Here is a 25,006-nt window from a genome sequence, read left to right on the forward strand (position 1 = left end):
TCCCGTGCTCCACCGCACCGACGTCGACGGCGTCCCGACGCTGCTCGCGCCGAGCTCCGGCCCGATGACCGCCGGGCTGACCTTCCGGGTCGGCCTGGCCGACGAGGGCGCCGCCCGCATCGGCATCACGCACCTCGTCGAGCATCTCGCGCTGCACCGGCACGGCGTCGCCGACTACCACTACAACGGCGCCACCGGCAGCGTCGTCACGCATTTCCACATGGAGGGCAGCGAGCGCGACATCGTCACGTACCTGGAGATGGTCTGCGACTCCCTCGCCGACCTGCCGGTGCAGCGGCTGGAGACCGAGAAGGCGATCCTGCGCACCGAGGCGGCCGGGCGCGGCGGCGGCGTCAACCGGATGCTGCCGATGTGGCGGCACGGCGCCCAGCACTACGGCCTGGTCGGCTACCCCGAGTGGGGCATCGACCGACTCGGCCCCGACGACGTGCGGGCCTGGGCGAACGCCTGGTTCACCCGCGCGAACGCGGTGCTGTGGATCTCCGGCGACCGGGTCCCGCCGGGCCTGCGGCTGCGCCTGCCGGCCGGGACGCTCCGCCCGGTGCCGGTCGCCTCGACGGTGCTGCCGGCGACACCGGCCTACTTCACCGGCGCCGGCGGCGGCGTGGTCTTCGACGGCGTCATGCGCCGGCACGTGGCCGGTTCGGTGTTCGCCCTGATGCTGGAGCGGGAGCTGTTCCGGTCGCTGCGGCAGGAGAGCGGCCTGTCCTACGCGGCGAGCGCCTCCTACGACCCGCGTGGCGACGGCATGGCGGTCGTCACCGCGTTCGCCGACGCGCTGCCGGAGAAGCAGCGCGCGGTCGTCGGCGGTTTCGTCGACGTCCTCGCCGGGTTCCGGGTCGGCCGGATCTCCCAGACCGAGCTCGACGCGGTCCGCGCGAAACGCGACGAGGCGCTGCGCCATCCCGACGCGCCCGCGGGCCGGCTGCCGGGCCTGGCCACCGACCTGCTCACCGGCGCACGGCTGCGCACCCTCGACGAGCTGCGCGCCCAGCTCTACGCCGTCGCCCTCGCCGACGTGCACGGCGCCGCCCTGCAGGTCCTCGACTCGGGACTGCTGCAGGTGCCGCCGGGCAGCCGGGCCGACTGGGCCGGGTTCGCGGCGGCGCCGACGACGTCGACGGACGCGATCCCCGGGCACACGTACCGGGCGGTCGACGGCTCCGGGGCTTCGCTCGTCCTCGGCGCGGACGGGGTCAGCATCGTCGAGGGCGAGTGCCGGGCGACGGTCCGCTACCGCTCCTGCGCGGTGATGCACGCGTGGCCGGACGGCGCGCGGCAGCTGGTCGGCCTGGACGGGATCGCGGTGATGATCGAGCCGGCGCTGTTCGCCGCGCCCGCGGACACCGCCGCCCGCATCGACCGGTCCGTGGATCCGTCGATCGTCCTGCCGATGCCGGCCCGCAACCCGAACGACATCCCCCGCCCGTCGACGGCACCTGCCACCGGCACGTTCCCGCCGTCAACCGCGACGGTTCCGGCCCCCACCGGAGGGTTCCCGCCGGCGACCGGCGGGATCCCGCGGACCATCACGGTGCTCCCGCCCGATGGTTCGTTCCCGCCCGCCGGCCGCTGATCGACGAACGGCCCGAGCCCGTAGCGGCGGGCCCGGGCCCGGTGCGGCTACTTCCAGGTGGCGTTGACGGTCTGGTTGGCGGTGCCGGTGCTCAGGGTGCGGTTGGCGCCGCTCTCCCAGGTCACGTTGCCCGAGCCGTCCTTCTTGATGAACTTGTACTCCACGGCGGTGTTGGACGGCAGCGTGACCGTGCCGGACCAGACGGGGTAGTTCGCCGAGGACAAGGCGATCGCGTTCGCCGTGTTCCAGGAGCCCAGTGCCGGGATCGAGCCGATCACGTACACGTTCTGGCCGAGGACCGTGGTGACGGTGGCGTTGAAGGTCACCGCCGGGTTCATCGTCGAGGAGCCGTTCCAGGTGGTGTTGATGGTCCCGGTGCCGTTGGCCGGGACCGTGTAGGTGTGGTTGCTGCCCGGCTCCCAGGTGACGTTGCCGGCGCCGTCCTTGGCGATGAACTTGTACTCCACCGCGGTGCTCGCCGGCAGGGTGACCGTCTTCGTCCAGTTCGAGCCGGCGGCGGTCATCGGGATGGCGTTCGCGGTGTTCCACGAGCCCAGCGCCGCCACGGAGCCGACCAGGTAGATCGGGTTGCCGGTGGGCGCGCCGCTGACGGTGAAGGCGACCCCGGCCGGGTTCGGCGACGAGGTGGACGGCGTCGGGGACGGGGTGCCGCCGGTGACGCGGGCGTTGACGTGGATCGCGACGGCGTCCTTGGCGTTCGCGCCGACGATCACCTGGCCGGAGCCGTTGACGGTGACGGTCGGGCCGCTGCACGTGGACGTGCCGGCCGTGTAGTCGCCGTGGATGACGTCGCAGTACACGCCCGCCGGCAGGCCGGTGCTGAAGGTGCGGGACGCGACCGAGCCGCCGCCGTTGTTGATGAGGGTCCAGCCGTTGGCGCCGCGGGAGAACGCGATCGCGTTGGCGCCGTCGCTCCACCAGTTGCCGACGGTCGTGTTGGCCTTGGTGGCGTTGTGGAAGCCGACCATGTTGCGGATCGAGCGCTGCCGGTGCTGGCACTCCCAGCCGCTGCCGCAGCTGACGGCGCTGACGTAACCGTTACCGTCGGCCGGCGGGGAGGCGTCGGTGTTGGAGAAGGTGAAGGAGCTCATGACGTTGGGGGTGCCGTAGTTCCAGGCCAGCATGAAGACGGTGGCGAGGGTGTCGGTGCTGCCGTTCTTGTAGCTGAGCGTGGAGCCGTTGCGCTCGGTGTCGTGGTTGGACACGAACGCGGTCGCCTTGTCCGTGGGCCGCAGGCCCCAGCTGGTGCCGAACGTCTGCAGGTTGGCGATGTTGCCCTGGAACTGGCTCTTGAGGTTGGTCGCGTAGTTGAACTCCAGGACGCCGCCGATGCCCTCGTAGGCGGCCATGGACAGGTTGCCGGTGCCGCCGGGCATGACCTCCTGCGTCCAGTACACGTTCTGGTTCGTCAGCTTGCCCTTGATGGCGGCCAGGTCGGCCTGGGCCATGTGCTTGGCCGCGTCGATGCGGAAGCCGTCGACGCCGACGCTGATCAGGTTGTTCAGGTACCCGGCGATCTTCGTTCGCACGTAATCGGTTTCGGTGGCCAGGTCGGACAGGCCGACCAGCTGGCAGTTCCACACCTCGGTCTGGTTGTTCCAGTCGTGGATCTGGTTGTCCGACTGGGGGCAGGCGCCGCCGTTGTGGTGGAAGTCGTTGTACCCGTAGCCCGCGCTCGGGTAGCTGTAGTTGTTCGTGAACGACGCCGGGCCGTACGCGGTCGTCGACGTCTGGTTGGCGCCGGTCATGTGGTTGATGACGGCGTCGACGTACACCTTCACACCGGCCGCATGGCAGGTGCTGACCATCGAGGCGAACTGGGCCGCGGTGCCCATGCGGCTGTTCAGGTCGTAGGCGGCCGGCTGATAGATGTCCCACCACGGGTGACCGGCGACGCTGATCGAGTCCTCCGGCGGGGCGACCTGCACGGCACCGTAACCGGCCGGTCCGAGCACGTTGGTGCACTCGGAGGCGATGGAGTTCCACGGCCACGACCACAGGTTGGCGATGACGTCGTCGGACGCGACGGACGCGTCGGCGGAGCGGTCGGCGGACAGCAACGGGTAGGCGAGCGCGCCGGACAGGGCGAGCGCGACCGCGCCGATACTCAGAGCACGTTTCACGGGGTGTCTCCTCAGAATCAAACGGAGGCAGGTCAGCGGAGGTAGGGGCCGGCGGTGCCGACCTTGCCCGGCGCGGGGTTGCCGGGCAGCGACAGCACGTAGACGCGCATGGCGCCCTTGGCGGTCACGGTGGCGGTGAGGGTGCCGTTGGCGACGGTCTGCACGTCACCGGTGACGGCGTCGGTGTACGTGCCGTTGGGGATACCGGTGAACGTGGCGGTGCTGGAGACGGCGACGAGGACGAAGCTGTCCACGCTGCCGGCGGTGTAGCGGCGCTTGTAGGCGATGCCGCCGGAGACGCCCGCGGTGGAGTACTGCCCCATCTGCAGTGCCGGCACCGCGCGGCGGATCTGGTTGAGCCGTTGGACGTGCTGCACGAGCGGTTTCTGCAGCGTGGTGGCGACCGCGCCGCTGGCGCTGCTGACGGTGCCGTAGCCGGACGCGACGACGGAACCCTCCACATAGGAGCCGAAGTAGGCGCGGCCGGTGTTGGCCAGGGGGCAGGTCGGGCCGCAGTCGATCTGCTTGCCGGCCTGGAACTCGACCTCCGAGCCGTAGTAGAGGACGGGGACGCCGCGGAACGTCCACATCAGATCCAGGTTCTCGGCCCACGCGTCCGTGCCGCCGGCGTAGCGGGTCGAGGACTTGTTGGGGCCGTAGTCGTGCGAGTCCACGTACACGGCGTTGTACGTGGCGTCGTTGACGCTGTCGTCGGAGTCCTTGCCGTTGTTGAAGGCGTTGGCGGCGTCACCGAAGTTCATGTGCATCCGCATGTCGATGATGTTCATGCCGGAGAACTGGCTGTGGTCCGGCGCGTGGTAGTCGTTGCCCTGCAGGAACGCGTTGGTGGAGGTGGGCTGGTTCCCGGTGCCCTGCAGGTTCTCGTAGTTGAACTGCTCCAGGGCCGCGGTGGTGTCGTCGGCGCTGTACGTGCGCCGTTCCTTCCAGGTGTAGAACTGCGCGGAGTGGTTGACGGAGCCGCGGTTCCACTTGTCGTTGACGAACGCGGCGACCTCGCCGAAGACGTAGAAGTCGTTCGCCTTCGCCGCGCCGTACTTCTGGGTCAGGTGCTGCTGCAGGGCCGGCAGGAACCGCCGGTTCCAGGTGACCCGCGGGATGTGCACGGCGGTGTCGATCCGGAACCCGTCGACGCCCATGTCGATGTAGGAGTTGTACGCGTCGATGAGGTACTGCTGCACCACCGGGTTCTCGGTGTTGAAGTCGGCGAGGTCGTCGTGCAGCCAGCAGGAGCGGGCGTCCTCACCCTCCCAGTTGCCGATCCAGCACTGGTGGTAGAGCGAGGCGGGGAACATCTTCGCCGTCGGGCTCGGCCACTGGCAGTGGTGGTTGGCGTATCCCTCGGGGCTGAACGTCCCGTTGGTCGCGCCGTAGTTGGGGCAGGTGTTGCCGGCCGGTGCGGTGCTCGACCACAGGTCGCCGTTGTAGGCGCGCCCGAGCGCGTTCTCGTTCAGCGGGTTGTAGGTCGCGCCGGCGACCTTCTCGCTGTACATCCAGTCCCACTGCCCGTCCCGGGCGCCCCACACGGTCGGCACGTACAGGCCGTTCGCTCCCCACCGGGAGCTGTGGTTGTAGACCACGTCCTGGTAGATCTTCAGGCCCTTGGCGTGCGCGGAATTGATCAGGTCCTGGTAGCTGGCACCCGGTGACTCGAGGCGCGGGTCGACGCGGAAGAAGTCCCAGCCGTGGTAGCCGTGGTAGTCGTAGTCGGACCGGTTGAGCACGACCGGCGTGATCCAGACGGCGGAGAAGCCCAGGCCCTTGATGTAGTCGAGCTTGTCGACGAGGCCCTTGAAGTCGCCGCGGAACATCGGGTCGTTGTTGGCGGCGTTGCCGGACTTCACGTGCTGGCTGCCGCCGCGGTCGTTGGCCGGGTCACCGTCGTAGAACCGGGCGGTGAGGACGAAGTAGATGCTCTCCTTGCGTGGGTCGCCGCCGAGCATCGACCCGCCGGCGGGCAGCGGCGGCGCGTCGCCGGTCGTGGCGGTGACGGTGTTCGACGGGCCGGAGACGTTGCCGGCGGCGTCGACGGCTTTCACGGTGTACGTGTAGGTGGTGCGCGGCGCGAGCCCGGCGTCGATGTAGCCGTTCGCCGCGCTCGTCAGCTGGACCGGTCCCGGGGTGCGGGCGATCTGGTAGCCGGTGACGCCGCGGTCGTCGGTCGAGGCGGTCCAGGCGAGGGTCACGGTGATGTGGTCGGCGGTCGCGGTGAGCCCGCCGGGGACGCTCGGCGGGGTGGTGTCGGGCGGGACCGCGGCGCACGGGTCGGTCGCGCCGCCGGTGACGACCCCGCCGGCGACCTTGGACGTGCCGGCGGTGAGGCGGTAGTTGGCGCCGTTGTTGTTGTCCCAGGTGCCGGATCCGTTGTTGAACACCGCCTGCAGGCCGGTGGCGGCGCCGAGCGCGACGGTCTTCTTCACCCAGCCGGCGCAGGCGGTCTCGTTCATCGCCACACCGGGCACGGCCGTCCACGCCTCGCCGGTCGGCGCGTAGTGGAGGTTCACCACCGGCCAGCTCTTCCCGGCGGTGGAGTAGAAGACGGTGGCGGTGTTGCCGGTGGGCGGCGGCGTGGTCGGCGTCGGCTGGCCACCGCAGGGGTTGCCGGTGCCCGCGACCCCACCGGAGACGGTGACGTCGCCGCTGCCGAGCGAGTAGTTGCGGCCCGAGTTGTTGTCCCACGTGCCGGAGCCGTTGTTGAACACCACCTGCAGGCCGGTCGCGGAGCCGAGGTCGATCGTCCTGCTGTACCAGCCGGCGCAGGCGGTCGACATCGCGACGCCCGGCACCGCGGTCCACGCGCCGCCGTTGGGCGCGTAGTGGATGTTCACGGTCGTCCAGGCGGCGGTGGGCTTGTAGTAGACGGTCACGGTGGTGCCCGCGGCGGCGAGGGCGGGGACGACGAGCAGGGACGCCAGCAGCGTCAGGACAGCGAGCAACAGAGTTCTGCTACGGGACACGGGGGTGCTCCTTGCGTGCATCGAAGACAGCCTGGCGGGGCGTGCAGCGCGTGGAGGAAGACTGATCTGGCCGATTGACACATGTCAAGCTTCTTGCAAAAGTCACCAGCTTCTCACCGACCTCATGGCCAGTGAGCTGCTGAAACGCCGAAGCCATCTTGCAAAGATCAACAGGTCTTTACCGGCGCGTTACGGGAAGCTAGCATCAGGGCGCTCTTGCAAGACTTTGCAACTTCTGCAAGTCACCTACAGTGGAGCGTATCCGTTGAAGCGTCCCCTCCTGCTCGCCGCAGTCCTAGCCCTGACCGCCGTCGGGCTCAGCGCCCCGCCCGCGACCGCCTCCGGGTCTCAGAAAGACGTCACCGCGCACCTGTTCCAGTGGCCCTGGCGCGACGTCGCCCAGGAGTGCCGCAGCACCCTCGGCCCGGCCGGCTACGCCGCCGTGCAGGTCACCCCGCCGCAGGAACACGTCGAGTTACCGGCCCAGGGCCATCCCTGGTGGCAGGCGTACCAGCCGGTCAGCTACCAGCTCGACAGCCGCTACGGCAACACCCGCGAGTTCGCCGGCATGGTCGAGGCCTGCCACCGCGCCGGGGTGAAGGTCTACGTCGACGCCGTCATCAACCACATGTCGGGGCAGGTCGGCGGCGGCACCGGCAGCGGCGGCACCCGCTTCGGCAAGTACGACTACCCCGGCCTGTACGACAGCACCGACTTCCACCACTGCGATGGTGACGGCTGGATCCACGACTGGAACAACGCGTGGGAGATCCAGCACTGCGAGCTGCTCGGCCTGTCCGACCTCGCCACCGAGCAGGAGGATGTCCGCAGCGACATCGCCGGCTATCTCAACGGCCTGCTCCGCCTCGGCGTCGACGGGTTCCGCATCGACGCCGCCAAGCACATCCCGGCCGCCGACCTGGCCGCCATCAAGGCCAAGCTCAAGCGCCCCGCGTACCTCTACCAGGAGGTGCTCGGCAACACGCCGATCCCGAAGGCCGACTACCTGCCCAACGGCGACGTCATCGAGGACGCCTACGGCCAGCAGATCAGCCGCGTCGTGAAGTCCGGCAAGCTCAGCTGGCTCGACCAGTTCGGTGAGGCGTGGGGCTTCTCCCCCACCGGCAGCGCCGTCGTCTACGTCGACAGCCACGACACCGAACGGGACCAGAGCGGCGCGACACTTACGTACAAGGACGGGCCGCTGTTCGCGATCGGCAACGTCTTCTCCCTGGCCTGGCCCTACGGGCACCCCCTCGTGCTGTCCAGCTACGGCTTCACGAGCACCGACGCCGGACCGCCGGGCGCTGCGCCGGACGGTGACCTGCGCTCGGTGCGCTGCGGCGGCGTCACCAGCGGCCCGGGCGGCTGGCTCTGCCAGCAGCAGGACACCGCGACCGTCGGCATGGTCGGCTTCCGCAACACCGCCGGCACCGCACCGGTGAGCCGGTGGTGGAGCGACGGCGACAACGCCATCGGTTTCGCCCGCGAGGGCCGCGGCTACGTCGTGCTCAACCGGGAGAGCACCGCCGTCACCCGCACGTTCGACACGGGCCTGCCGGCGGGCGTCTACTGCGACGTCACCCGCGGCACCGTGCGCGGCAACCGTTGCACCGGGCCGACCGTCACCGTCACGAAGACGGGCACGCTGACCACCACGGTCCCCGGCCTGAGCGCCCTCGCGATCGACGTCAGGCACCGCGTGTCGCGCCCCGTCGCGGCGGCGGCGCCGGCGGTCAGCTTCTCCGCCTACGCCACCGTCGCCGCCGGCGAGCGGCTCGTCCTCGTCGGCAACGACCCGGCCCTCGGCGCCTGGAACCCGGCGCTCGGCGTGCGGCTCTCCTCCGCCGGATACCCGCAGTGGACGGCGCGGGTGCGGGTGCCGGCCGGCACGGCGATCGAGTACAAGTACGTGAAGGTCGCCGCCGACGGCACCGTCACCTGGGAGAGCCGCCCGAACCGGACCGCCACGGTGCCCGCCGACGGCTGGCTGTCCACTTCGGACGGCTGGGAGGCCGGCGCCACCGTCCAGGCGAACGTGACGATGCACGTCGCCGAGGAGCCGGGTCAGCAGGTGTACCTGGTCGGCGCCGCACCGTCGATCGGATCGTGGGACCCGGCGAACGCGGTGCCGCTGGCGAAGACCGCCGACGCGACGTGGACCGGTTCGGTGACCCTGCCCGGGTCGGCGGTCGTGGAGTACAAGTACATCCGCAAGGACGCCGCTGGCACCGTGACCTGGGAGAGCGACCCGAACCGCACGGTCAGCACCCCGTCGGGCGGCACCATCACCCTCGACGAGACCTGGCGCTGATGTTCCGTGGCCCGCACCGCGCGAACCGCGGTGCGGGCTACGTGGCGGCGTCCTTCCGCCGGGCCAGGGCCTGGCCCGCGGGAAGGTCGGCGACGAAGGTCCGCAGGAAGCCGGTGAGCTGCGTCAGGTCGAGACCTTCGGCCGCGGCGTCGATGGACCGGTAGAGCGACTCCTCGATCTCGGCGATCCGCTGGGCCAGGTCGGCACCCATTGCGGTGAGGGTGAGCTGGACCTGCCGCCGGTCGTGCACGGCGACCACCCGGTCGACCAGGCCGGCGGCGGCGAGCCGGTCGACGAGCCGGCTGGGACTGCTGCCGCTCTCGCAGACCAGCAGGTCGCCGAGGCCGTTGAGGGTGAGGGGCTGGCGGTCCTGCAGGACGCGGAGCACCTCCGCCTGGGAGGCGGTGACGCCCAACGGCCGGAGGGCCTGGCCGAGCTGGCGGTTGCCTTCCCGCTGGGCGGCAAGGATCAGAAACCGCAGTTCCTCAGCGGGCCGCACGGGATCACCTCGTTCCGGTCGCGGATCGCGACGGGTGGAAACACTACACAGCGGGGGTCGCGGGCAGGCGCATGGCCTGCGCGAGACGGGCCGCCGCGCCCGGGTCGTGGGCCGGCAGGACGACGAGCCCGGGAAGCCGTCGCCGCAGTTCGTTCACCTGCTGGACCGCGGTGTGCAGCTGCCGCTTGTCGCCCACGCCGGGCAGCTTGCCCTCGGCGAGCAGCCGGTCATCGTAGGTGAGGTCGCCGACCATGAGCAGCGGCGGGTGCCCGGGCCGGCGGACCAGCAGCGACACCGATCCCGGCGTGTGCCCGGGTGTGGGCAGGAGCACCAGGCTGCCGTCGCCGAACAGGTCGTGCCCCGCGCCGAACGGCGCGATCGACGCATCGGCCAGGCCTTCCGGTGTCACGCGGTCCCATCGCAGGCCGGGCAGGTCGATGTGGGACCGCATCAGGCCCCGCGCCTCCGGCAGCGGTGCGTGCAGCGAGTCCCACTCCGGCCGGCTGACCATGATGCGGGCACCGCCGAGCACGGGCAGCCCCGCCGATGTGGTCCTGATGCAGGTGCGAGATCACGGCGGTGTGGACGTCGTCGACGCCGTGACCCAGCCGGCGCAGGCCGGCCGCGAGGGTCTGGTCCGGTTCGATGTCGAACGTCGCCAGCCTCGAATACACCTTGCCGGTCAGGCCGCCCGGGAAGTAGTCAGGGTCGGTCACCGAGGCGCGGTCCTGCCCGGTGTCGAACAGCACCAGGCCGTCGCGGTGCTCGATGACGTAGACGTTGATCGGGCGCGGGTCGGTCCAGCGCCGCGAGGTGAACAGCCAGACGTAGGTGTTCTTCCAGGTCGGTCCGACGTGCTCGGGGCGGATGGCCACGGCGCCGGTGCTCAGGACGGAGACCTTGGCGATCGGGTTGTGCGGGTGCATGACGGCTCCTTCGTCGCGGATTCAATGACACGACATTAGATGACACGACATTGATTTACAAGACGTGGGGCCGCGAGGCGCGTTCCATGGCGGCGCCTTGGACGCGGACGACCCGCAGCGCGGCGGGGAGGTCGAGCCTCGCGGTGCGGAGCGCTACCGGCTGGAAGCCCGACCGGCTACCGACTGGAAGCCCCGACCGGCTACCGGCTGGAAGCCGGTCGGGAGCCCGGTTCGTTGTAGACGACCGACCAGGGCCCGGGCGCGCCGACGATCCGGTCGGGGCGCCCGGGGCCGGCCTCCAGAACCTCGCGGGCGATCGCGGCGAACCGGGCCACCGCCGGGTGCGGGTTCGTGGCCGGCCACACGGCGGACGTCTCCTGCCACAGCGGGTCGCCCTCCAGGGGCCGCCAGGCGAGGCGTGGCTCACGGCGCACCGAAGCCTCCCGCTCCAACGCGATGCCCAGGCCGGCCAGGACCAGCCCGCACAGGAACTCCGGGTTGCGGGCGTGCCGGATGCCACTCAGCGCGTAACCGTTTTCGCGGCAGGTGGCGAGCAGCTCGTCGTACCGGGCCGGCGCCGTCGAGCGCGGGAACAGGACGAGGCCGTGCCCGGCCAGCTGCTCCAGCCGCAGGGCGGGGAGCCGGGTCAGCGGCGAGGTCCGGGGCAGGACCACCCCGAGCCGGACCCGGGTCACGGGGCCGGAGGCCAGGTCGGCGGCGTCCACCGGGTGGTGCACCAGGCCCACGTCGAGGCGCGCGCCGGCGAGCTGCTCCAGCTGCTCGGCCGTGGACAGCTCCTGCAGGTCGACGTCGAGGCCGGGGGCCTGCTCCGCGAGGCGGCGCAGCAGCTCGCCCAGGGCCGGCGCCGGCGTCTCCGGTGGCACGCCGGCGCGCAGCGTGCCGAGGTCACCGTCGCGGATGCTGTGCATGAGCGCCCGCAGCCGCTGCTCCGCGGCCAGGAACCGCTCCGCCTCGTCGCGCAGCGCGTGCCCGGCGGCGGTCAGCTCGGTGCCGCGCGGCAGCCGGTCGAACAGGGTCACGCCGAGCTCGCGTTCGAGCCGGCGCATCGCCTGGCTCAGCGGCGGCTGGGCGATGCCGAGCAGCTCCGCGGCCCGGCTGAAGTGCAGCTCCTCGGCGACGACCAGGAAGTACCGCAGGTGCCGCGACAGGTCCGCCATAGGCTGACCCTATGTCGATCAACGATGCGGTCGCCGAGGTGTCCGCCGGCGCGGGGGTGGAGATGTCGACCGACGACGAGCTGGCCGCCGTGTTCACCGGCGCCGGCGTGGAGGGGTGGCTGCACGCCCGCGACGTCGACACCGGCCGCGAAATCGGTTACGGAGCCGGCGAGCCGGTGGTGATCGCCTCGATCGTGAAGATCCTCATCGTCCTCGAGTTCGCCCGGCAGGTCTCGACGGGCACCCTCGACCCGGCGGAACGGGTCGTCGTGCGCACCGGGGACCGGCTCGGCGGCTGGGGCACGGCGGGCTGCGTCGACGACGTCGAGCTGTCGCTGCGGGACCTCGCGTACTTCACGATGTCGGTCAGTGACAACACGGCCGCGGACGTGCTGCTGGACCGGGTCGGCCCGGACGTGGTGCCGCTGCTCGCCGCCGAGCTCGGCCTGCACCGGACCCGGATCGCCGGCGGCCCGCGGCAGCTGCTCGAGTCGATGTTCGACGACGTCGGCGCCCGCGACGCCGCCGAGTTCGGCCGGGTGTTCCCGACGCTGCCGCCCTCGCGCGTGCGGGCCTTGCGGGTGTTCGACCCGGCCCGCACGACGTCGAGCACGCCGGAGGAGATGACCCGGCTGCTCGGCCTCATCTGGCGCGACGAGGCCGGCCCGGCGGAGGCCTGCGCGGCGGTGCGCGGGCTCATGTTCCGGCAGCTGTTCCGGACCAGGCTCGCCGCGGGATTCCCGGCGGACGTGCGGGTGGCCGGCAAGACGGGGACGCTGCCCGGCCACGCGATGGAGGCGGGCGTGGTCGAGTTTCCCGACGGTGGCCGGTTCGCCGTCGCGGCCTTCGTGCGGTCCGCCGCGGCCCCCGGCGTGCTGGACGCGACGCTCGCAACGGCCGCGTCGACCGCCGTCGAACGCCTCCGTGACCTGCGCTGATATCCGATCGGATATGCCCTCAGCGGTGATCTGATCTTGGACACGGTGCGATCCGCCCTGCTTGGGTGGGCGCATGCCAGATCGTCGTGATTTCATCCGTACCGCCGTCGCCGTCGCCGCCGTTCCCACCGCCGTTGCCCTTCCAGCCGCCCTTCCAGCCGCTCCGGCCGCTGCCGCGGCCGGCTCGTGGCGCCGGCACATTCCGCTGGTTCGGGACCGCCGGCTGGCGGATCGACGTCGGCGCGCGGACGCTGCTCGTCGACCCGTACCTGAGCCGGTTCGACACCGGACTGTTCACCGGGGCGTTCAACCCCGCCACGAAGCTGACCGTCAAGGCCGATGTCATCGCGGCCCGGGTCGGCAAGCCGGAGACGGTCCTGGTCACGCACACGCACTGGGACCACTTCAACGACGTCCCGCACATCGCCACGACCACCGGCGCCCGCGTCGTCGGCACCCTCACCGCCTACCACCTGGCCCTGGCCGGAGGCGTGCCGAGCGGCAAGCTGTGCCCGGTCAAGGGCGGCGAGGTCCTCGACTTCGGCGACTACACGGTCGAGGTCGTCGCGTCGCTGCACAGCCGCAACGCCGCCTACTCGATGGCGTTCCCGGGCGTGCGGGTCAGCCAGCCGGCACCGCCGCAGACGATCGCCGACCTGCCCGAGGGCGACACGCTGTCGTTCCAGGTCAGGATCGCCGGCGGCCCGTCGGTGTTCTTCATGGGCGGCAGCGACTTCGTCGAACGCAACCTCACCGGGCTGGACCCGGACGTGGCGATGGTCGCGCTGCCGTCCAGCACCGCCACCGACGACTACGTCCCCCGGCTGATGGAGGCGCTCGGCCGGCCGAAGGTCGTGGTGCCGGTGCACTGGGACAACTTCGAGACCGACCTGCGCAACCCGCCGACGATCGCCCCCGCCGACGCGACCCGCCTCGACGCCCTGATCGCCGCGGTCCGCAAGGCGTCGCCGCGCTCGCAGGTGATCCGGCCGGAGTACGACACCCCGTACACCTTCTGAGACCGTGATCAGGAGCGCCAGCGGCGGCTGCGCTCCTCGATCTCCTCCCTGGTCACGCGCAGCTGGTCCCGCGCCGCCTGTTCGACGGCGGCCGGGTCGCCGCGCTCCATGCACTCCACGATGGTCAGGTGGGCGTCGACCTGGACGCGGGGCACCTCGTCGGGGAACAGGTTGGTCTGCTGGCGCCCCCGCAGCGCACTCTCGACCGCGTGGCTGAGCTGGGCGAAGATCTTGTTCCCGCTCGCCGACAGCAGGGTGTCGTGGAACCGCACGTCGGCCACGAGATACGCGTGGTAGTCCCCTCTGACCCTGGTCGCCTGCATGGTCTCGGCGCATTCGCGCAGGAGGGACAGCTGCGCCGGTTTGATGTTGGTGGTCGCCATCCTGGCGGCCACCGGCTCGACCGCCTCCCGGAGGTCCATCATCTCGGCCAGGTGGTCGTGCAGGTTCGCGCCGGCCATGCGCCAGGCGATGACGTCCGGATCGAGCAGGTTCCACGACCCGATGCCCAGCACCCGGGTGCCGAGCCGGGGGCGGGCCTCGAGCATGCCCTTCGACTCCAGCATCCGCAGGCACTCGCGGACCATCGGCCGGGAGATGCCGTGCTGCTCGACCAGCCCGTCGATGAAGATCGTGGCACCGGCCGGCAGCTCACCGGTGGTGATCTGCCGGCCGATGGTGTCGACCAGCCGGCCGTAGAGGCTGCCGCGCAGTTTTGAACCGGTGGGCACAGGCCCTCCTATCTGGAATTCCATGGCGCCACCGGAGTATCGCCAAATGATCGTCCGGACGACAAGGCTTGCCAAACTAGTATGACTTATTTACTCTCGCGCTACGTCGCCTGCTCGGCCGGCATCCGCCCCTTGCACCCCCACCCCGCCACCGCCGGCCCCGCACCCTGACCCGTCGCAGCTCGCCACTGACACGAAGAGGTCGCCATGCGTCGAGCCACCCCAGTTCTGTCCGCCCTGCTGTGCACCGCCCTCGTCGCAGCCTCCGCCGGCTGCGGCAACAGCGGTTCCTCATCCGACTCCGCCGACGGCGGAGTGCTCAACCTCGTCACCGCCAACCATCCGTGGACCGAGGCGGTGAAATCCCTCGGCCTGCTCGACGAGTACCAGAAAGCCACCGGCACCAAGGTCAGCATCGAGTCGTTCGCCGAGGACCAGCTGACCCAGCAGCTGACCGTCAAGCTCAACGCACCCAACAGCGAGATCGACGTCGTGATGTACCGCCCGCCGCAGGAAGGCAGGCAGTTCGTGCTGAACGGCTGGCTGGTCGAGCTGGCCGACCTCACCAAGGACGGCGCGTTCGACTGGGCCGACTTCCAGGACGGCCCGCGCGGCACGGTCACCATCGACAACAAGGTCTACGGCGCACCGATCGTCACCGAGCGGGAGATCCTCTACTACCGCAAGTCGCTGCTGCGGCAGAAGGGGATCGAGGTCCCGAAGTCGCTCGACGACCTCGTCGCCGCCGCGCAGAAGCTCGACGACAAGCCCGGCGGGGTCGCCGGCTTCATCGCCCGGGGCAAGCAGGCCAACGCGGTCACCCAGTTCTCCAGCTACCTCTACGGCTACGGCGGCGACTTCATCAAGGACGGGAAGTCCGCCATCAACACCCCCGAGGCGATCAAGGCGTTCGACGTCTACGGCTCGCTGCTGCGCGACTACGGACCCCGTCCGGCCGACGCGACCCTGCAGATGAACTGGCCGGAGGCCCTAGCAGTGTTCGTGCAGGGCAAGGCCGCCATGTACACCGACGCCGACTCGATCGTGGCCGGCATGCTCGACAAGCAGAAGTCGAAGATCACCGACGACCTCGGCTTCGCACCGTTCCCCGCCGGACCGGCCGGCGCCAGGCCCTACCAGGTGGCCAGCTGGGCACTCGGGGTCAGCGCGAAGGCACCACACGCCGCCGCCGCCAAGAGGTTCATCAGCTGGATCGCCAGCAAGGACAACGTGCTGAAACTCCAGCAGAAGGCGGTGCCCGGTCCCCGGCTGTCGGCGTGGAGCTCCGCGGACGGCACGAAAGGGTTCCCCGCCGAGTACGTCGCCGCGCTCAACGCCACGATGAAGCTCACGACCACCGACCACGACCGGCCCCAGGTCGTCGGGGTGGCCCGGTCCCGCGAGATCGTCGGCAGCGTCATCGTCGCGTCGATCCAGGGCAAGGACGTCGCGGCCGCGGCGGCCGCCGCGGACAAGGACCTCACCGAGTTCCTGAAGACCGACGGCAAATGAATCGCCGGTTGCGTTGGCTGTTCGCGTCGCCGGCGACCCTGTTCGTCATCCTGGCGATGGTCTTCCCGATCCTCTACACGGTCCGGCTCAGCTTCCAGTCGTGGAGCGGCAGCCTGACCAGGGCACCCCGGTGGGTCGGGCTGGACAACTACCGGACCCTGCTGGCGGACGGCCGCTTCCTCGACGCGACCGCGCGGACGGTGATCTTCACCGTCGGCGCGGTCGCCGTGGAGCTCGTCCTCGGGCTGGCGGTCGCGCTGCTGCTCGAACGCCCGTTCCGGGGACGGGGTCTGGCCCGCACCGTCATCCTGCTGCCCCTCCTCGCCACCCCGGTCGCGATCGGGCTGGCCTGGCTGCTGATGCTCAACCCGACCGTCGGCCCGGTGAACTCACTCATCACCGGGCTGGGCCTGCCCGCACAGCCCTGGCTCTCCTCGACGCACAGCGTCCTGCCCACCCTCATGCTCATCGACGTCTGGCAGTGGACCCCGATGATGACCCTGCTCTGCCTGGCCGGCCTGGCGACCCTGCCGGCGGAGACCTACGAGGCCGCCGCGGTCGACGGGGCCGGCGCCTGGCAGCGGTTCCGGCGGATCACCGTGCCGCTGCTCGGCCCGACGATGACCGCGGCGGTGCTGCTCCGCTCGATCGACGCCCTGAAGACCTTCGACATCATCTACGCGATGACCGGCGGCGGTCCCGTCTACCAGAGCGAGACCCTGAACATCTACGGCTACATCACCGGCTTCGAACAGTTCCAGTTCGGCCGCGCGGCGGCGATCGTCGTCGTGTTCTTCCTGATCGTGCTGGTGTTCGCGATCGTCCTCGCCAAGCTCAACTCGCGATGGGGGGTGGTGCGATGAAGCGGGTCCTGCGGTACACCACGATCGTGGTCGTCCTCGCGGTGTTCCTGGCGCCGTTCCTGTGGATGGTGCTGGCCTCGCTGCGCCGGCACATCGACATCACCAGCGGACGGCTGTTCGGGGGCAGCTTCACACTGCGCAACTACCGGACCGTGTTCGACGACTTCCAGTTCGGCGACTACGTCGTCAACAGCCTGGTCATCGCGTGCTGGTCCACGGCGCTGTCGCTGCTCATCGGGCTGCCGGCGGCGTACGCCATCGCCCGCGGCGGGATGCGGCGCACCGCGATGACCATCCTGGTCGCGCGGATGGTGCCCGGCATCGGGCTGGTCACCCCGTGGTACATCCTGTTCAACTACGCGGGGCTGACCGGCACGTACACCTCGATGGTCATCTGCCACATGCTGGTGAGCCTGCCGTTCGTCGTGTGGGTGATGATGAACTTCTTCGAGGGCCTGTCGACCGACTTCGAGGACGCCGCGATGACCGACGGGGCCGGCCCGCTCGGCGCGTTCGTGCGCATCGTGCTGCCGCTGTCCCTGCCGGGCGTGGTCACCAGCGGGATCCTCGCGTTCATCTTCTCCTGGAACAACTTCCTGTTCTCGCTCGTGCTGAGCAGCAAGTCGACGAAGCCGTTGCCGGTCGCCATGTACAGCTTCATCGGCTACAGCGAGGTCGACTGGGGCGGGCTGATGGCGGCGGCGGTGTCGGTGACGCTGCCGGTGCTGGTGATCGCGCTGTTCGTCCAGCGGTACATCGTGGCCGGCCTCACCGCGGGCGCGGTCAAGGGCTGAGGCCCGGGGCCCGGCGCGGCTGCGCCGGGCCCCGGGCACCCGGTCAGGCCGGTTCGATCCAGATGTTGCGGTAGCGGACGTTGGCGCCCGCGTCGTTGTGGTCCTGCAGGCGGATCGGCAGGTTCGCCGCGGACTCGGCCGCGCCGTTGCCGGTCGGTCCGTCGATCTCGATGTCGTTGTGGACGGTGACCCCGTTCCACACCACGGTGACCCGGGCGTTGGAGACCTTCGTCGTGCCGTTCCACCGGGCCGCGCGGAACGTGACGTCGTAGGTCTGCCACGTCTCCGGCGCCGTCCCGGCGTTGCTGTTCGGCGCCCGCTTCAGGTAGATGGCGCCGCACTCGTTGTTGGCCAGGGTCGCCTTGCCGAACGTGTCGAGCACCTGCAGCTCGTAGCGGTCCTGCAGGTAGATCCCGCTGTTGCCGCGGGCCTGGCCGGTCACCTCCGGCGGCAGGTTCGGCAGCCAGAACTCCACGTGCAGCTTGAAGTCGCCGAAGGCCTGCTTGGTGCGCAGGTCACCGCCGAGCACCTCGGCCGAGCCGCCCGACACGGGCCAGGTCGCGGCGCTGCCGTCGGAGGCGGCGAACGCGTTGAGGTTGCCGCCGTCGAACAGCTGCACCCGGCTGGTGCCGTTGTGCGTCCACACCTGCTGCGCGGCGCCGGTGGCGTCGGCGATCTGCAGCTGGGTGCCGTTGGCGGTGCCGCCGCCGGCCGCTTCCAGGACCCGGCCGGACTGCGGGTTGCGCAGCGTGCCGTCGGCCTGCGCCTGCCACACCTGCGCGGCGCTGCCGTTGCAGTTCCACAGCTGCACGAGGGTGCCGGCGGCGGTGGCGCCACCGGCGACGTCCAGGCACTTGCCCAGCGCCCGCAGGGTGTCCCCGGACCGGGTCCAGCTCTGCGCGGTGGTGCCGTTGCAGCCCCACAGCTGGATCTTCGTGCCGTTGGCGGTGCCGGCGTTGCTGACGTCGACGCACTTGCCGCCGATGCCGGTGAGCGTGCCGGTGTGGTCGCCGGGCGGTGGTCCGACGGTGAGGCTGTCCAGGTTCACGTGACCGATGTCGCCGCTGTCCACCTTGTACGCGACGGTGTTGCCGCCCGCCCGCAGCGTCACCTGGTCGACCTTGACGGCCCACGTCTCCCAGTCCGTCGTGCTGGCGAGCGTCACCTGCCTGACCTTGACGCCGTTGACGTAGAGGCTCACCGTCTTCGGACCCGCCGACGGGTTCGGGCCGTTGCTGTAGCGGAGGCTGAGGTCGTACGCCCCGGCCGTCTGCGTCGTGACGCTGAACGTGGTGGCCGCGCCGACGCTGCCGTAGCCGGCCACGAAACCGCTACCGGTGTATCCACTGTGGTCGGTCGCGACGCTCGCGCTGCCGCTGAGCCCGGCGTGCTCGGCCTCGAGCCGCCCCGGCTGCGCGATGGTGCCGTCCACGAGGCTGTTCAGCGTGTACCAGGCCTCGGTGCTCCACAGGGACGCGCCACTGGTCGACGTGAACGGCCGCGGCGAGCGCAGGTATACCACCCGGCCCGGCTTGAGACCGGCCAGCTGCACGTTGACCTTGAGCTTGTCCGCGGACACCGTCGCCGAGGTGACCTGCAGCGTCTCCTCGTCGACCTTCGGGCCGCCGTAGGCGGGCGTCGGCACGTAGCGCCACTGCTTCGCCTGGTAGGAGGCGGCGGTGGCGGCCGACACCGGTTGCGTGTACTCCACCTCGAAGCCGCCGGCGACCGCGCGCATCGCCTTCATCTCGAACGCGCCTCCGCCGTTCGGGGTGAGCTTCTGCAGGCCGTAGGTCAGCTTGCCGTCCTGGCCCCAGTTGCCGCCCGCGCCGAGCCCGCCCACGTAGAGCGCGCCGTCGGGGCCCTGGCTGAGCCGCAGCACGCCCATCTCCAGGCCCTGCGTGAGGCGGAAGACCGCGCCCTGGTACTCGCCGTTGACCTTCTCCAGGTACGCCCGCTGGATGCCGCCGTAGGTGACGTCACCGAAGAGCAGCTGCCCGGCGAACGGCCCGCTGTTGAGCAGCAGCGGGGTGCTCGGGGAGTTGGCGATCTCGTTCTGCGGCAGCCACAGCACCGGTTGCGTGACCGGCTGGTTGTCGAACGGGCCGTCCGGGTTGGTGTAGTGGCCGAAGAACCGGTCCTGCTTGATGCGGACCAGCTTCGACGCGGGCAGCCAGCCGCCCTGGTTGTCGGTGACGAAGATGTCGCCCTCCGGGCCCCAGCCGATGCCGTCGGGGGTGCGCAGGCCGCCGGCGACGTACTGGACCGCGCCGGTGCTGCGGTTGATCTTCAGGCTGGTGCCGCGGTTCGGGGAGCCCTGCGGGTCCGTGGTCGCGCCGCCCTGGTTGATCGAGACGGACAGGTTCAGGTAGAAGAAGCCGTCCTTGTACAGCAGGCCGAACGCGAACTCGTGGAAGTTGCCGTCGTACGGCCAGGTCGCGACCGTCCGGTACTGGTCGATCTGGCCGTCGCCGTTGGTGTCGTTGAGCTCGGTCAGCTCGTGCTTCTGCGACACGTACATCTTGCCGTCGACGATCTTGATGCCCATCGGCTCGCGGAGCCCGGTGGCGACCCTGGTGTAGGTGACCTGCTGAGCGCTTCCGGTGACGCCGCTGAGGATGTACACCTCGCCGACGGTGGTGTTGCTGCCGCCCCAGGTGGTGATCGCCAGCCGCCCGTCGGGGAACCAGTCCATCGCGCTCACCTGCGGCTGGAAGCCGGTCGGGCGCAGGTTGGTCAGCGTGTAGCCGGGGTGCACCGCGTTGAGCGGGAGCCCGTCGCCGGGGCTGTCCGTGGCGCCCTCGCACTCCTTGCGCCCGGGCGCGGTCACCCGCACGACGCCGGAGTCCGTGCTGAGCACCGAGTTCGGCACCAGCGCGAACGCCGACGCGCCCGGCGGGCGCCACTCCAGGGTCAGCTGCTGGCCGCCGGTGCGCTCGAAGTAGTCGATGCGGATGGCGTGGTACCCCGTGCCGAGGGTGACGGTGCCCTCCATCGCGGTCGCTCCGTGCAGCCCGTCGTGGTTGATGACGGTCGCGCCGTCCACCAGCAGGCGCGAGCCGTCGTCGCTGGTGAGCCGGAAGATGTACGACCCGGCGGTGGCGATGTTGACGTTGCCGATCACCTGCGCCTGGAACAGGTCCTCCAGGCCGCCGAAGTCGGCGGCGGTGGTCCAGTTGACGGTCGGCATGAGCTTGTCGACGTTCGGCGTCTGCCCGGCCTTGAGGGTGCAGATCGAGTTCAGCGGTGTCTGTACGTCGAAGACGCGCAGCGTGACACCGGGTTCCTGCGGCGGGACGGCGGCCCGGGCCTGGGTGGCCGGCAACAGGCCGGCGATCAGGACGGCGGCGGCCGCGCCCAGGATGGTTCTCTGCATCGAGCGCTCCAGGGGTAGGAGTGTCGGACGGCAGCGCACAGCGCAGCCGCCAGGACCTCCCCGCGCGCTCGCCGAAGGGCGACACGGGCCATCGCCGGGCCGTCAAGTTTGGCGGTGACGACCCTCGATGTGATACGTCACGCTAGAAGACTTTCGTTCGAATGTCCAGAAGTTCGGTCCAGAACATCGAAAGTTTGATTCGCTCCGATTCCTGCACCAGGATGACTCCTTCATCCACGTCACTCGTTGTTCGGCGGCGGCGGTGTGGCGGGCCACCCTCGACCCTGGAGGAAATGCATGACACACCTCGTGCGGCGACGCGCCGTCGCCGTCGGCCTGATCGCCGGGCTGCTCGGCCTGGCCGTGGAGACCGTCCCCGCGGCCGCGGAGCCCGCCGACCCTGACCTCGGGCCGGTGCGGACCGTCGCGGCGGCCACCGCGGACAAGGTCGAGGTCTTCGCCGGTGACCTGACCGTGTGGGAGGCCCCGCCGGAGGCCGTGGCGGCCGCGCTGAGCACCGCGTACCAGAACGCGCTGGACCACCCGGACGACCTTTCGGTGCCGTACCAGTCCAAGGGCACCGTCGTCGCGCCGTACGCGAGCGACAGCGGTTCCGCCCTGGCGGCGAACGCGACCCGTGGCCTGGCGGTGACGAAAGCGGTGAAGGTGACCCGCAGCCTGGCCCAGCTGGAGCGGATCAAGTTCGAGGCGATCGAGCTGGGCGGCGGGATCCACACCGCGTTCGTCGACGGTGCGCGCAACCAGGTGATCGTCGAGGTCCCGGCGGCGAGCGACGAGCTGCGGGCCTCGCTCGCCGCCCGTTACGGCCAGGCCGTCGCGATCCACCTGCAGAGCGACCCGGGCGCCCACCCCCAGGACGACGGGCGGGCCAACGACAACGGCAACTTCGAGGGCGGCTCGGACATCCGCACCAACGTCGGCCAGTGCACGTCGGGCTTCGCGTTCGTGTCGGGCGGGCAGCACTACCTGACGACCGCCGGGCACTGCACCACCAACAGCTCCGGCAACACCAACGCCACGCACTCGCCGAACCACACGTTCATCGGGTTCACCCACGTGGACAACTGGAACAACGGCTCGGGTTCGGTCATCGTCAGCGGCTACAGCGACTACCACGGTGACGTCGCCGCCATCAAGCTCACCCCCGGTCAGACCGCGACCGGCTACGCGCACAACGGGACCTACCTGCCGACGAACGCGACCTCGCGCCTGCCGGTGCGCAACCGGTTGAGCCGGTGGCTGGTGCCCGGCGACCAGTACTGCAGCAGCGGCATCTACAGCGGCGAGCGGTGCGGCTGGATCGTGCTGCAGACCAACGTCGCGGTCAACTACGGCAGCGGCAAGGTGCTGCGCAACGGCTTCATCGCGCAGAACTTCAACGGGCTGTGCACCCGCAACGGCGACTCGGGCGCTCCTCTCTACGCCCGGGACTCGACCTCCATCACGCTGGCCGTCGGCCTCCACAGTGGAGCGAACAGCGTCACCGCCGGCACCAGCAGCACGCCGTGCCGGGCGTACGGCACCGAGATGATGCACGTCTGGCAGCAGGTGCCCGGCGACATCCTCAAGGCCTGACGATCACCCCGCGCCGCCGGTCTTCGGCTCGTGGTCACGGGATGTTCACGCGTTGCCGCTCGTGCGACATACTCTCAATCATCGATATTGATGATCCCTTGTGAGTGTCGATCCACGAAAGGCAAGCGGTTGAAACCGATGCACTCCACGACCAGGACCGGCGGCCGTCGGGCCGCGTCCTGGGCCGTCGCCGGGCTGGCCGCGCTCGCGGTCCTGCTGCCCGCGACGCCGGCCTTCGCCGACTCGCTGCCCAACCTGCCGCAGAACGCGGGAGGGTACGAGCAGTCGTTCTCGCCCGCGTACGACTACGACACCGACGGGTGCTACGCCGTCGCGGCGATCAGCCCCGGCGGCACGCTCAACCCGGGACTGAACCCGACCGGCGCCCTCAACGGCAACTGCCGGGACCAGTCCGATCTGGACCGGACGCAGACCTACGCCCGGTCGAAGTGCAACAACGGCTGGTGCGCCATCGTCTACGCGAGCTACTTCGAGAAGGACCAGGCGCTGCCCGGCATCAGCCTCGGCGGGCACCGGCACGACTGGGAGCACGTCATCTCCTGGGTCAACCAGGCGAGCAACCAGGTCGAGTACGTGACCACGACCCAGCACAGCAGCCAGGTGACCTACCCGCGCGCGCAGGTGCGGTTCGACGGAACCCATCCCAAGACCGTGTATCACAAGGACGGTGTGTCGACCCACTTCTTCCGGCTGGCCAACGCCAACGACGATCCGCCGGAGAACCACTACCACGTCTGGCGCTACCCGCCGCTGGTCGACTGGAACGGCTGGCCCACCACGGCACTGCGCGACCGGCTGATGACCGCCGACTTCGGGTCGGCCACCATCAAGATTTCGAACGGCCGGTTCGAGTCGCTGCTGGCCGCGTCCAAGCCCGCCGGGATCCCGTTCAACCCGCAAGGCTGACCTGTTCCCCGGCTGCTACAGCAGCGTCTCCTGGTGCGGGAACGTGAGCCTGGCGGTGGTGATCCCCTCGATCACCTGCTCGTCGTTGAGCTCACGCTCCTGCACCTGGGCGTAGTTGCGGCCACGGTGGTGGGTGTTGCGCATCCGCACCACGTTGGGGAAACGGCCCACCGCGCGCATGTCGCCGAGCCCCGACAGGAACACCAGCTGGATGCCGTTGGCCGCGGCCACCCGCCGCTGCAGGTCCAGGAACGCGACGTAGTTGGCGGTGCCGAGCGGGTTGTCCATCGGCAGCACGCCGAGGCCGGGCACGTCACCACCGCGGTTCGCGGCGCGCAGGCGGGCGAGCATGCAGAACAGCAGCAGGCTGATCGTCACCTTCTCCCCGCCGGACCACTTGCTCATCAGCTCGACCGGCTGCCGGTCCTCACCGAGCTCGGTCGACGGCTTCAGCACGCGGGCGGTGAAGTTGCCGCGGCCGACGACGGCGGTGGTCGCCTCCCACACCAGGGTCAGCCCGTCGGGGATGTTCTCCTGCCGGGCGACGAGCCGCTCCACGAGCCGCTCGACCCGGCTGCGCAGCGTCGCGTCGGTGGTGTCCACAGTGGAGCGCGGGCCGACGTCGAGGAACCGCCGGTTGCGCAGATGATCGGCGAGGCCCGGCGGCAGCTGCGCGTGGTGCTGGGCGCGCTGCAACGTCTTGAGGCCTTCGCGGACCTCGGCGCACAGCGCGGTCACCACCAGGTGCTTGTCCTTGTCGACGGCCTCCAGCTCACCGGCGAGCGCGTGCCGATACGTGCGCAGCTCCCCGGCCAGCTCCACCGGCAGGTCCGCCGTGTGCCCGCCGCGGAACCGGTCCCGAACCTCCGCGGTGACGGCGGCGAAGCGCTCCTCACCGGCCCAGCGGTCGACCCGGTGCACCTCGGCGGCGAGCTGGTTCCGGGCGCCGGTGACCGCCTTCTCCGCGGCCTGCAACGCCCGCCGCGCCGCCCGACCGGCCTCCCGGGCCGCGTCCACGTCGCCGTCGAACGGCGCCGCCTCGACCCCGTCACGCTCCCCCAGGTCGGCCTCCAGGTCCCCGGCGAGCCCGTGGAAGTCCGCGGCCCGGCGGCGCTGCAGCTCGGCCGCCTGTTCCGCCGCCGCCTGCCGGTCCCGGGCTCCGCGCGCCGCCTCCACGGTCACGTCGAGCTGCTCCCGAAGCCCCTCCACCAGGTGTACGCCCTCCGGAAGCTCCCCCGGCGCCGGCCGCTCCGCGGTGCGCTCGGCGAGCTCGCCCCGCGCCGTGTCCCGCTCGGACTCGGCCCGGGTGGCGGCCGCCCGCGCCGCGAAGTGCGCCTGCTCGGCCTGCTCGGTCTCGCGGCCGACCAACGCGGCGTCGGCGGCCTCGGGCGTCGCCGCGAGCTGCGCCGCCGTCTCGTGCTCCGCCGCGGTGAACTGCCGGATCTGCCGGTCGAGCCCGTCGAGGCGGCGCCCGATCTCAGTGATCGTCGCCTCGAGTGCGTCACCGGACGAGCGCCTCAGGTACGCCTCGTCGGCCGCCTGGAACGCACTCATCGCCGCCGCAAGGCTGATCCGCGGGCTCTCGGGTTCCCGCCTTCCCGGTTCCCGTGTTGCCGG

The 25,006-nt window shown here is 70.7% G+C and carries 17 protein-coding genes and 1 pseudogene; 9 read left to right on the forward strand and 9 right to left on the reverse strand.

From position 1 onward, the window contains the following. The first annotated feature begins 4 nt into the window (after window positions 1-4). Window positions 5-1,597 (forward strand): M16 family metallopeptidase, encoded by a 1,593-nt coding sequence (locus Dsi01nite_RS01670; protein WP_203844181.1) that lies wholly within the window; start codon window positions 5-7, stop codon window positions 1,595-1,597. Window positions 1,598-1,644: 47 nt separating this feature from the next. On the opposite strand, the gene Dsi01nite_RS01675 is transcribed toward Dsi01nite_RS01670, so the two are convergent. Both Dsi01nite_RS01675 and Dsi01nite_RS01680 read right to left on the reverse strand, forming a co-directional pair. Beyond that, entirely contained in the window at window positions 1,645-3,741 is a 2,097-nt protein-coding gene (locus Dsi01nite_RS01675; protein WP_203844182.1) for a carbohydrate-binding module family 20 domain-containing protein, read from the reverse strand. Between the two features lie 32 nt (window positions 3,742-3,773). Next, entirely contained in the window at window positions 3,774-6,695 is a 2,922-nt protein-coding gene (locus Dsi01nite_RS01680; RefSeq protein ID WP_239135607.1) for a carbohydrate binding domain-containing protein, read from the reverse strand. Between the two features lie 286 nt (window positions 6,696-6,981). Between Dsi01nite_RS01680 and Dsi01nite_RS01685 the strand changes: the two genes are divergently transcribed. Continuing rightward, window positions 6,982-9,030, forward strand: a complete 2,049-nt coding sequence (locus tag Dsi01nite_RS01685) for a carbohydrate-binding module family 20 domain-containing protein (protein WP_203844184.1) — start codon at window positions 6,982-6,984, stop codon at window positions 9,028-9,030. A gap of 37 nt (window positions 9,031-9,067) precedes the next feature. On the opposite strand, the gene Dsi01nite_RS01690 is transcribed toward Dsi01nite_RS01685, so the two are convergent. From Dsi01nite_RS01690 to Dsi01nite_RS01705, 4 genes and pseudogenes are all read right to left on the reverse strand, one after another. Then, a complete protein-coding gene (locus tag Dsi01nite_RS01690; RefSeq protein WP_203844185.1) occupies window positions 9,068-9,529 on the reverse strand; it encodes a MarR family winged helix-turn-helix transcriptional regulator in 462 nt (153 codons plus the stop codon). Between the two features lie 43 nt (window positions 9,530-9,572). Further along, window positions 9,573-10,040, reverse strand: a complete 468-nt coding sequence (locus Dsi01nite_RS01695; protein ID WP_203844186.1) for an MBL fold metallo-hydrolase — start codon at window positions 10,038-10,040, stop codon at window positions 9,573-9,575. A gap of 79 nt (window positions 10,041-10,119) precedes the next feature. Then, a pseudogene (locus Dsi01nite_RS58820) lies at window positions 10,120-10,455 on the reverse strand (MBL fold metallo-hydrolase); the annotation flags it as partial. A gap of 200 nt (window positions 10,456-10,655) precedes the next feature. After that, window positions 10,656-11,633 (reverse strand): LysR family transcriptional regulator, encoded by a 978-nt coding sequence (locus Dsi01nite_RS01705; protein ID WP_203844187.1) that lies wholly within the window; start codon window positions 11,631-11,633, stop codon window positions 10,656-10,658. 11 nt (window positions 11,634-11,644) lie between these two features. On the opposite strand from Dsi01nite_RS01705, the gene Dsi01nite_RS01710 reads away from it, so the two are divergent. Further along, window positions 11,645-12,571 (forward strand): serine hydrolase, encoded by a 927-nt coding sequence (locus tag Dsi01nite_RS01710; protein WP_239135608.1) that lies wholly within the window; start codon window positions 11,645-11,647, stop codon window positions 12,569-12,571. Between the two features lie 86 nt (window positions 12,572-12,657). Continuing rightward, window positions 12,658-13,590 carry an MBL fold metallo-hydrolase gene (locus tag Dsi01nite_RS01715; protein WP_239135609.1) on the forward strand — a complete coding sequence of 311 codons (933 nt, stop codon included), beginning with the start codon at window positions 12,658-12,660 and terminating at the stop codon, window positions 13,588-13,590. An 8-nt stretch (window positions 13,591-13,598) separates the two neighbouring features. Here the strand turns inward: Dsi01nite_RS01715 and Dsi01nite_RS01720 are convergent, their stop codons facing one another. Continuing rightward, window positions 13,599-14,321 carry a FadR/GntR family transcriptional regulator gene (locus Dsi01nite_RS01720; RefSeq protein WP_203844188.1) on the reverse strand — a complete coding sequence of 241 codons (723 nt, stop codon included), beginning with the start codon at window positions 14,319-14,321 and terminating at the stop codon, window positions 13,599-13,601. A 207-nt stretch (window positions 14,322-14,528) separates the two neighbouring features. On the opposite strand from Dsi01nite_RS01720, the gene Dsi01nite_RS01725 reads away from it, so the two are divergent. The 3 genes from Dsi01nite_RS01725 to Dsi01nite_RS01735 are packed head-to-tail and all read left to right on the forward strand — an operon-like array spanning window position 14,529 to window position 17,490. Further along, window positions 14,529-15,833, forward strand: coding sequence for an ABC transporter substrate-binding protein (locus tag Dsi01nite_RS01725; RefSeq protein WP_203844189.1), 1,305 nt, complete (start codon window positions 14,529-14,531; stop codon window positions 15,831-15,833). Further along, window positions 15,830-16,696: a carbohydrate ABC transporter permease gene (locus tag Dsi01nite_RS01730; RefSeq protein ID WP_203844190.1), complete on the forward strand. Its 867-nt coding sequence runs from the start codon at window positions 15,830-15,832 to the stop codon at window positions 16,694-16,696. The genes Dsi01nite_RS01725 and Dsi01nite_RS01730 overlap by 4 nt, the downstream gene beginning before the upstream one ends. Next, window positions 16,693-17,490 (forward strand): carbohydrate ABC transporter permease, encoded by a 798-nt coding sequence (locus Dsi01nite_RS01735; protein WP_239135610.1) that lies wholly within the window; start codon window positions 16,693-16,695, stop codon window positions 17,488-17,490. The genes Dsi01nite_RS01730 and Dsi01nite_RS01735 overlap by 4 nt, the downstream gene beginning before the upstream one ends. A 43-nt stretch (window positions 17,491-17,533) precedes the next feature. Here Dsi01nite_RS01735 and Dsi01nite_RS01740 read toward each other — a convergent pair whose 3' ends face one another. Continuing rightward, window positions 17,534-20,866: a 3-keto-alpha-glucoside-1,2-lyase-like domain-containing protein gene (locus Dsi01nite_RS01740; protein ID WP_203844192.1), complete on the reverse strand. Its 3,333-nt coding sequence runs from the start codon at window positions 20,864-20,866 to the stop codon at window positions 17,534-17,536. Window positions 20,867-21,163: 297 nt separating this feature from the next. Here Dsi01nite_RS01740 and Dsi01nite_RS01745 point away from each other — a divergent pair, with 297 nt between their 5' ends. Both Dsi01nite_RS01745 and Dsi01nite_RS01750 read left to right on the forward strand, forming a co-directional pair. After that, window positions 21,164-22,462, forward strand: coding sequence for a S1 family peptidase (locus Dsi01nite_RS01745; protein WP_203844193.1), 1,299 nt, complete (start codon window positions 21,164-21,166; stop codon window positions 22,460-22,462). A 138-nt stretch (window positions 22,463-22,600) separates the two neighbouring features. Continuing rightward, window positions 22,601-23,389 (forward strand): NPP1 family protein, encoded by a 789-nt coding sequence (locus Dsi01nite_RS01750; protein ID WP_203844194.1) that lies wholly within the window; start codon window positions 22,601-22,603, stop codon window positions 23,387-23,389. 15 nt (window positions 23,390-23,404) lie between these two features. On the opposite strand, the gene Dsi01nite_RS01755 is transcribed toward Dsi01nite_RS01750, so the two are convergent. Continuing rightward, on the reverse strand, window positions 23,405-25,006 hold a 1,602-nt coding region (locus Dsi01nite_RS01755), incomplete at its 5' end, for a hypothetical protein (protein ID WP_203844195.1).

This window comes from Dactylosporangium siamense, assembly GCF_016862795.1.
In the GTDB taxonomy this organism is placed as follows: Bacteria; Actinomycetota; Actinomycetes; order Mycobacteriales; family Micromonosporaceae; genus Dactylosporangium; species Dactylosporangium siamense.

Coding starts and splice junctions, on each gene's coding strand:
- Dsi01nite_RS01710 (WP_239135608.1), top strand. CDS start 11,645: ATGTCGATCAACGATGCGGTCGCCGAGGTGTCCGCCGGCGCGGGGGTG.
- Dsi01nite_RS01725 (WP_203844189.1), top strand. CDS start 14,529: ATGCGTCGAGCCACCCCAGTTCTGTCCGCCCTGCTGTGCACCGCCCTC.
- Dsi01nite_RS01735 (WP_239135610.1), top strand. CDS start 16,693: ATGAAGCGGGTCCTGCGGTACACCACGATCGTGGTCGTCCTCGCGGTG.
- Dsi01nite_RS01695 (WP_203844186.1), bottom strand. CDS start 10,040: ATGGTCAGCCGGCCGGAGTGGGACTCGCTGCACGCACCGCTGCCGGAG.
- Dsi01nite_RS01740 (WP_203844192.1), bottom strand. CDS start 20,866: ATGCAGAGAACCATCCTGGGCGCGGCCGCCGCCGTCCTGATCGCCGGC.
- Dsi01nite_RS01750 (WP_203844194.1), top strand. CDS start 22,601: ATGCACTCCACGACCAGGACCGGCGGCCGTCGGGCCGCGTCCTGGGCC.
- Dsi01nite_RS01705 (WP_203844187.1), bottom strand. CDS start 11,633: ATGGCGGACCTGTCGCGGCACCTGCGGTACTTCCTGGTCGTCGCCGAG.
- Dsi01nite_RS01730 (WP_203844190.1), top strand. CDS start 15,830: ATGAATCGCCGGTTGCGTTGGCTGTTCGCGTCGCCGGCGACCCTGTTC.
- Dsi01nite_RS01745 (WP_203844193.1), top strand. CDS start 21,164: ATGACACACCTCGTGCGGCGACGCGCCGTCGCCGTCGGCCTGATCGCC.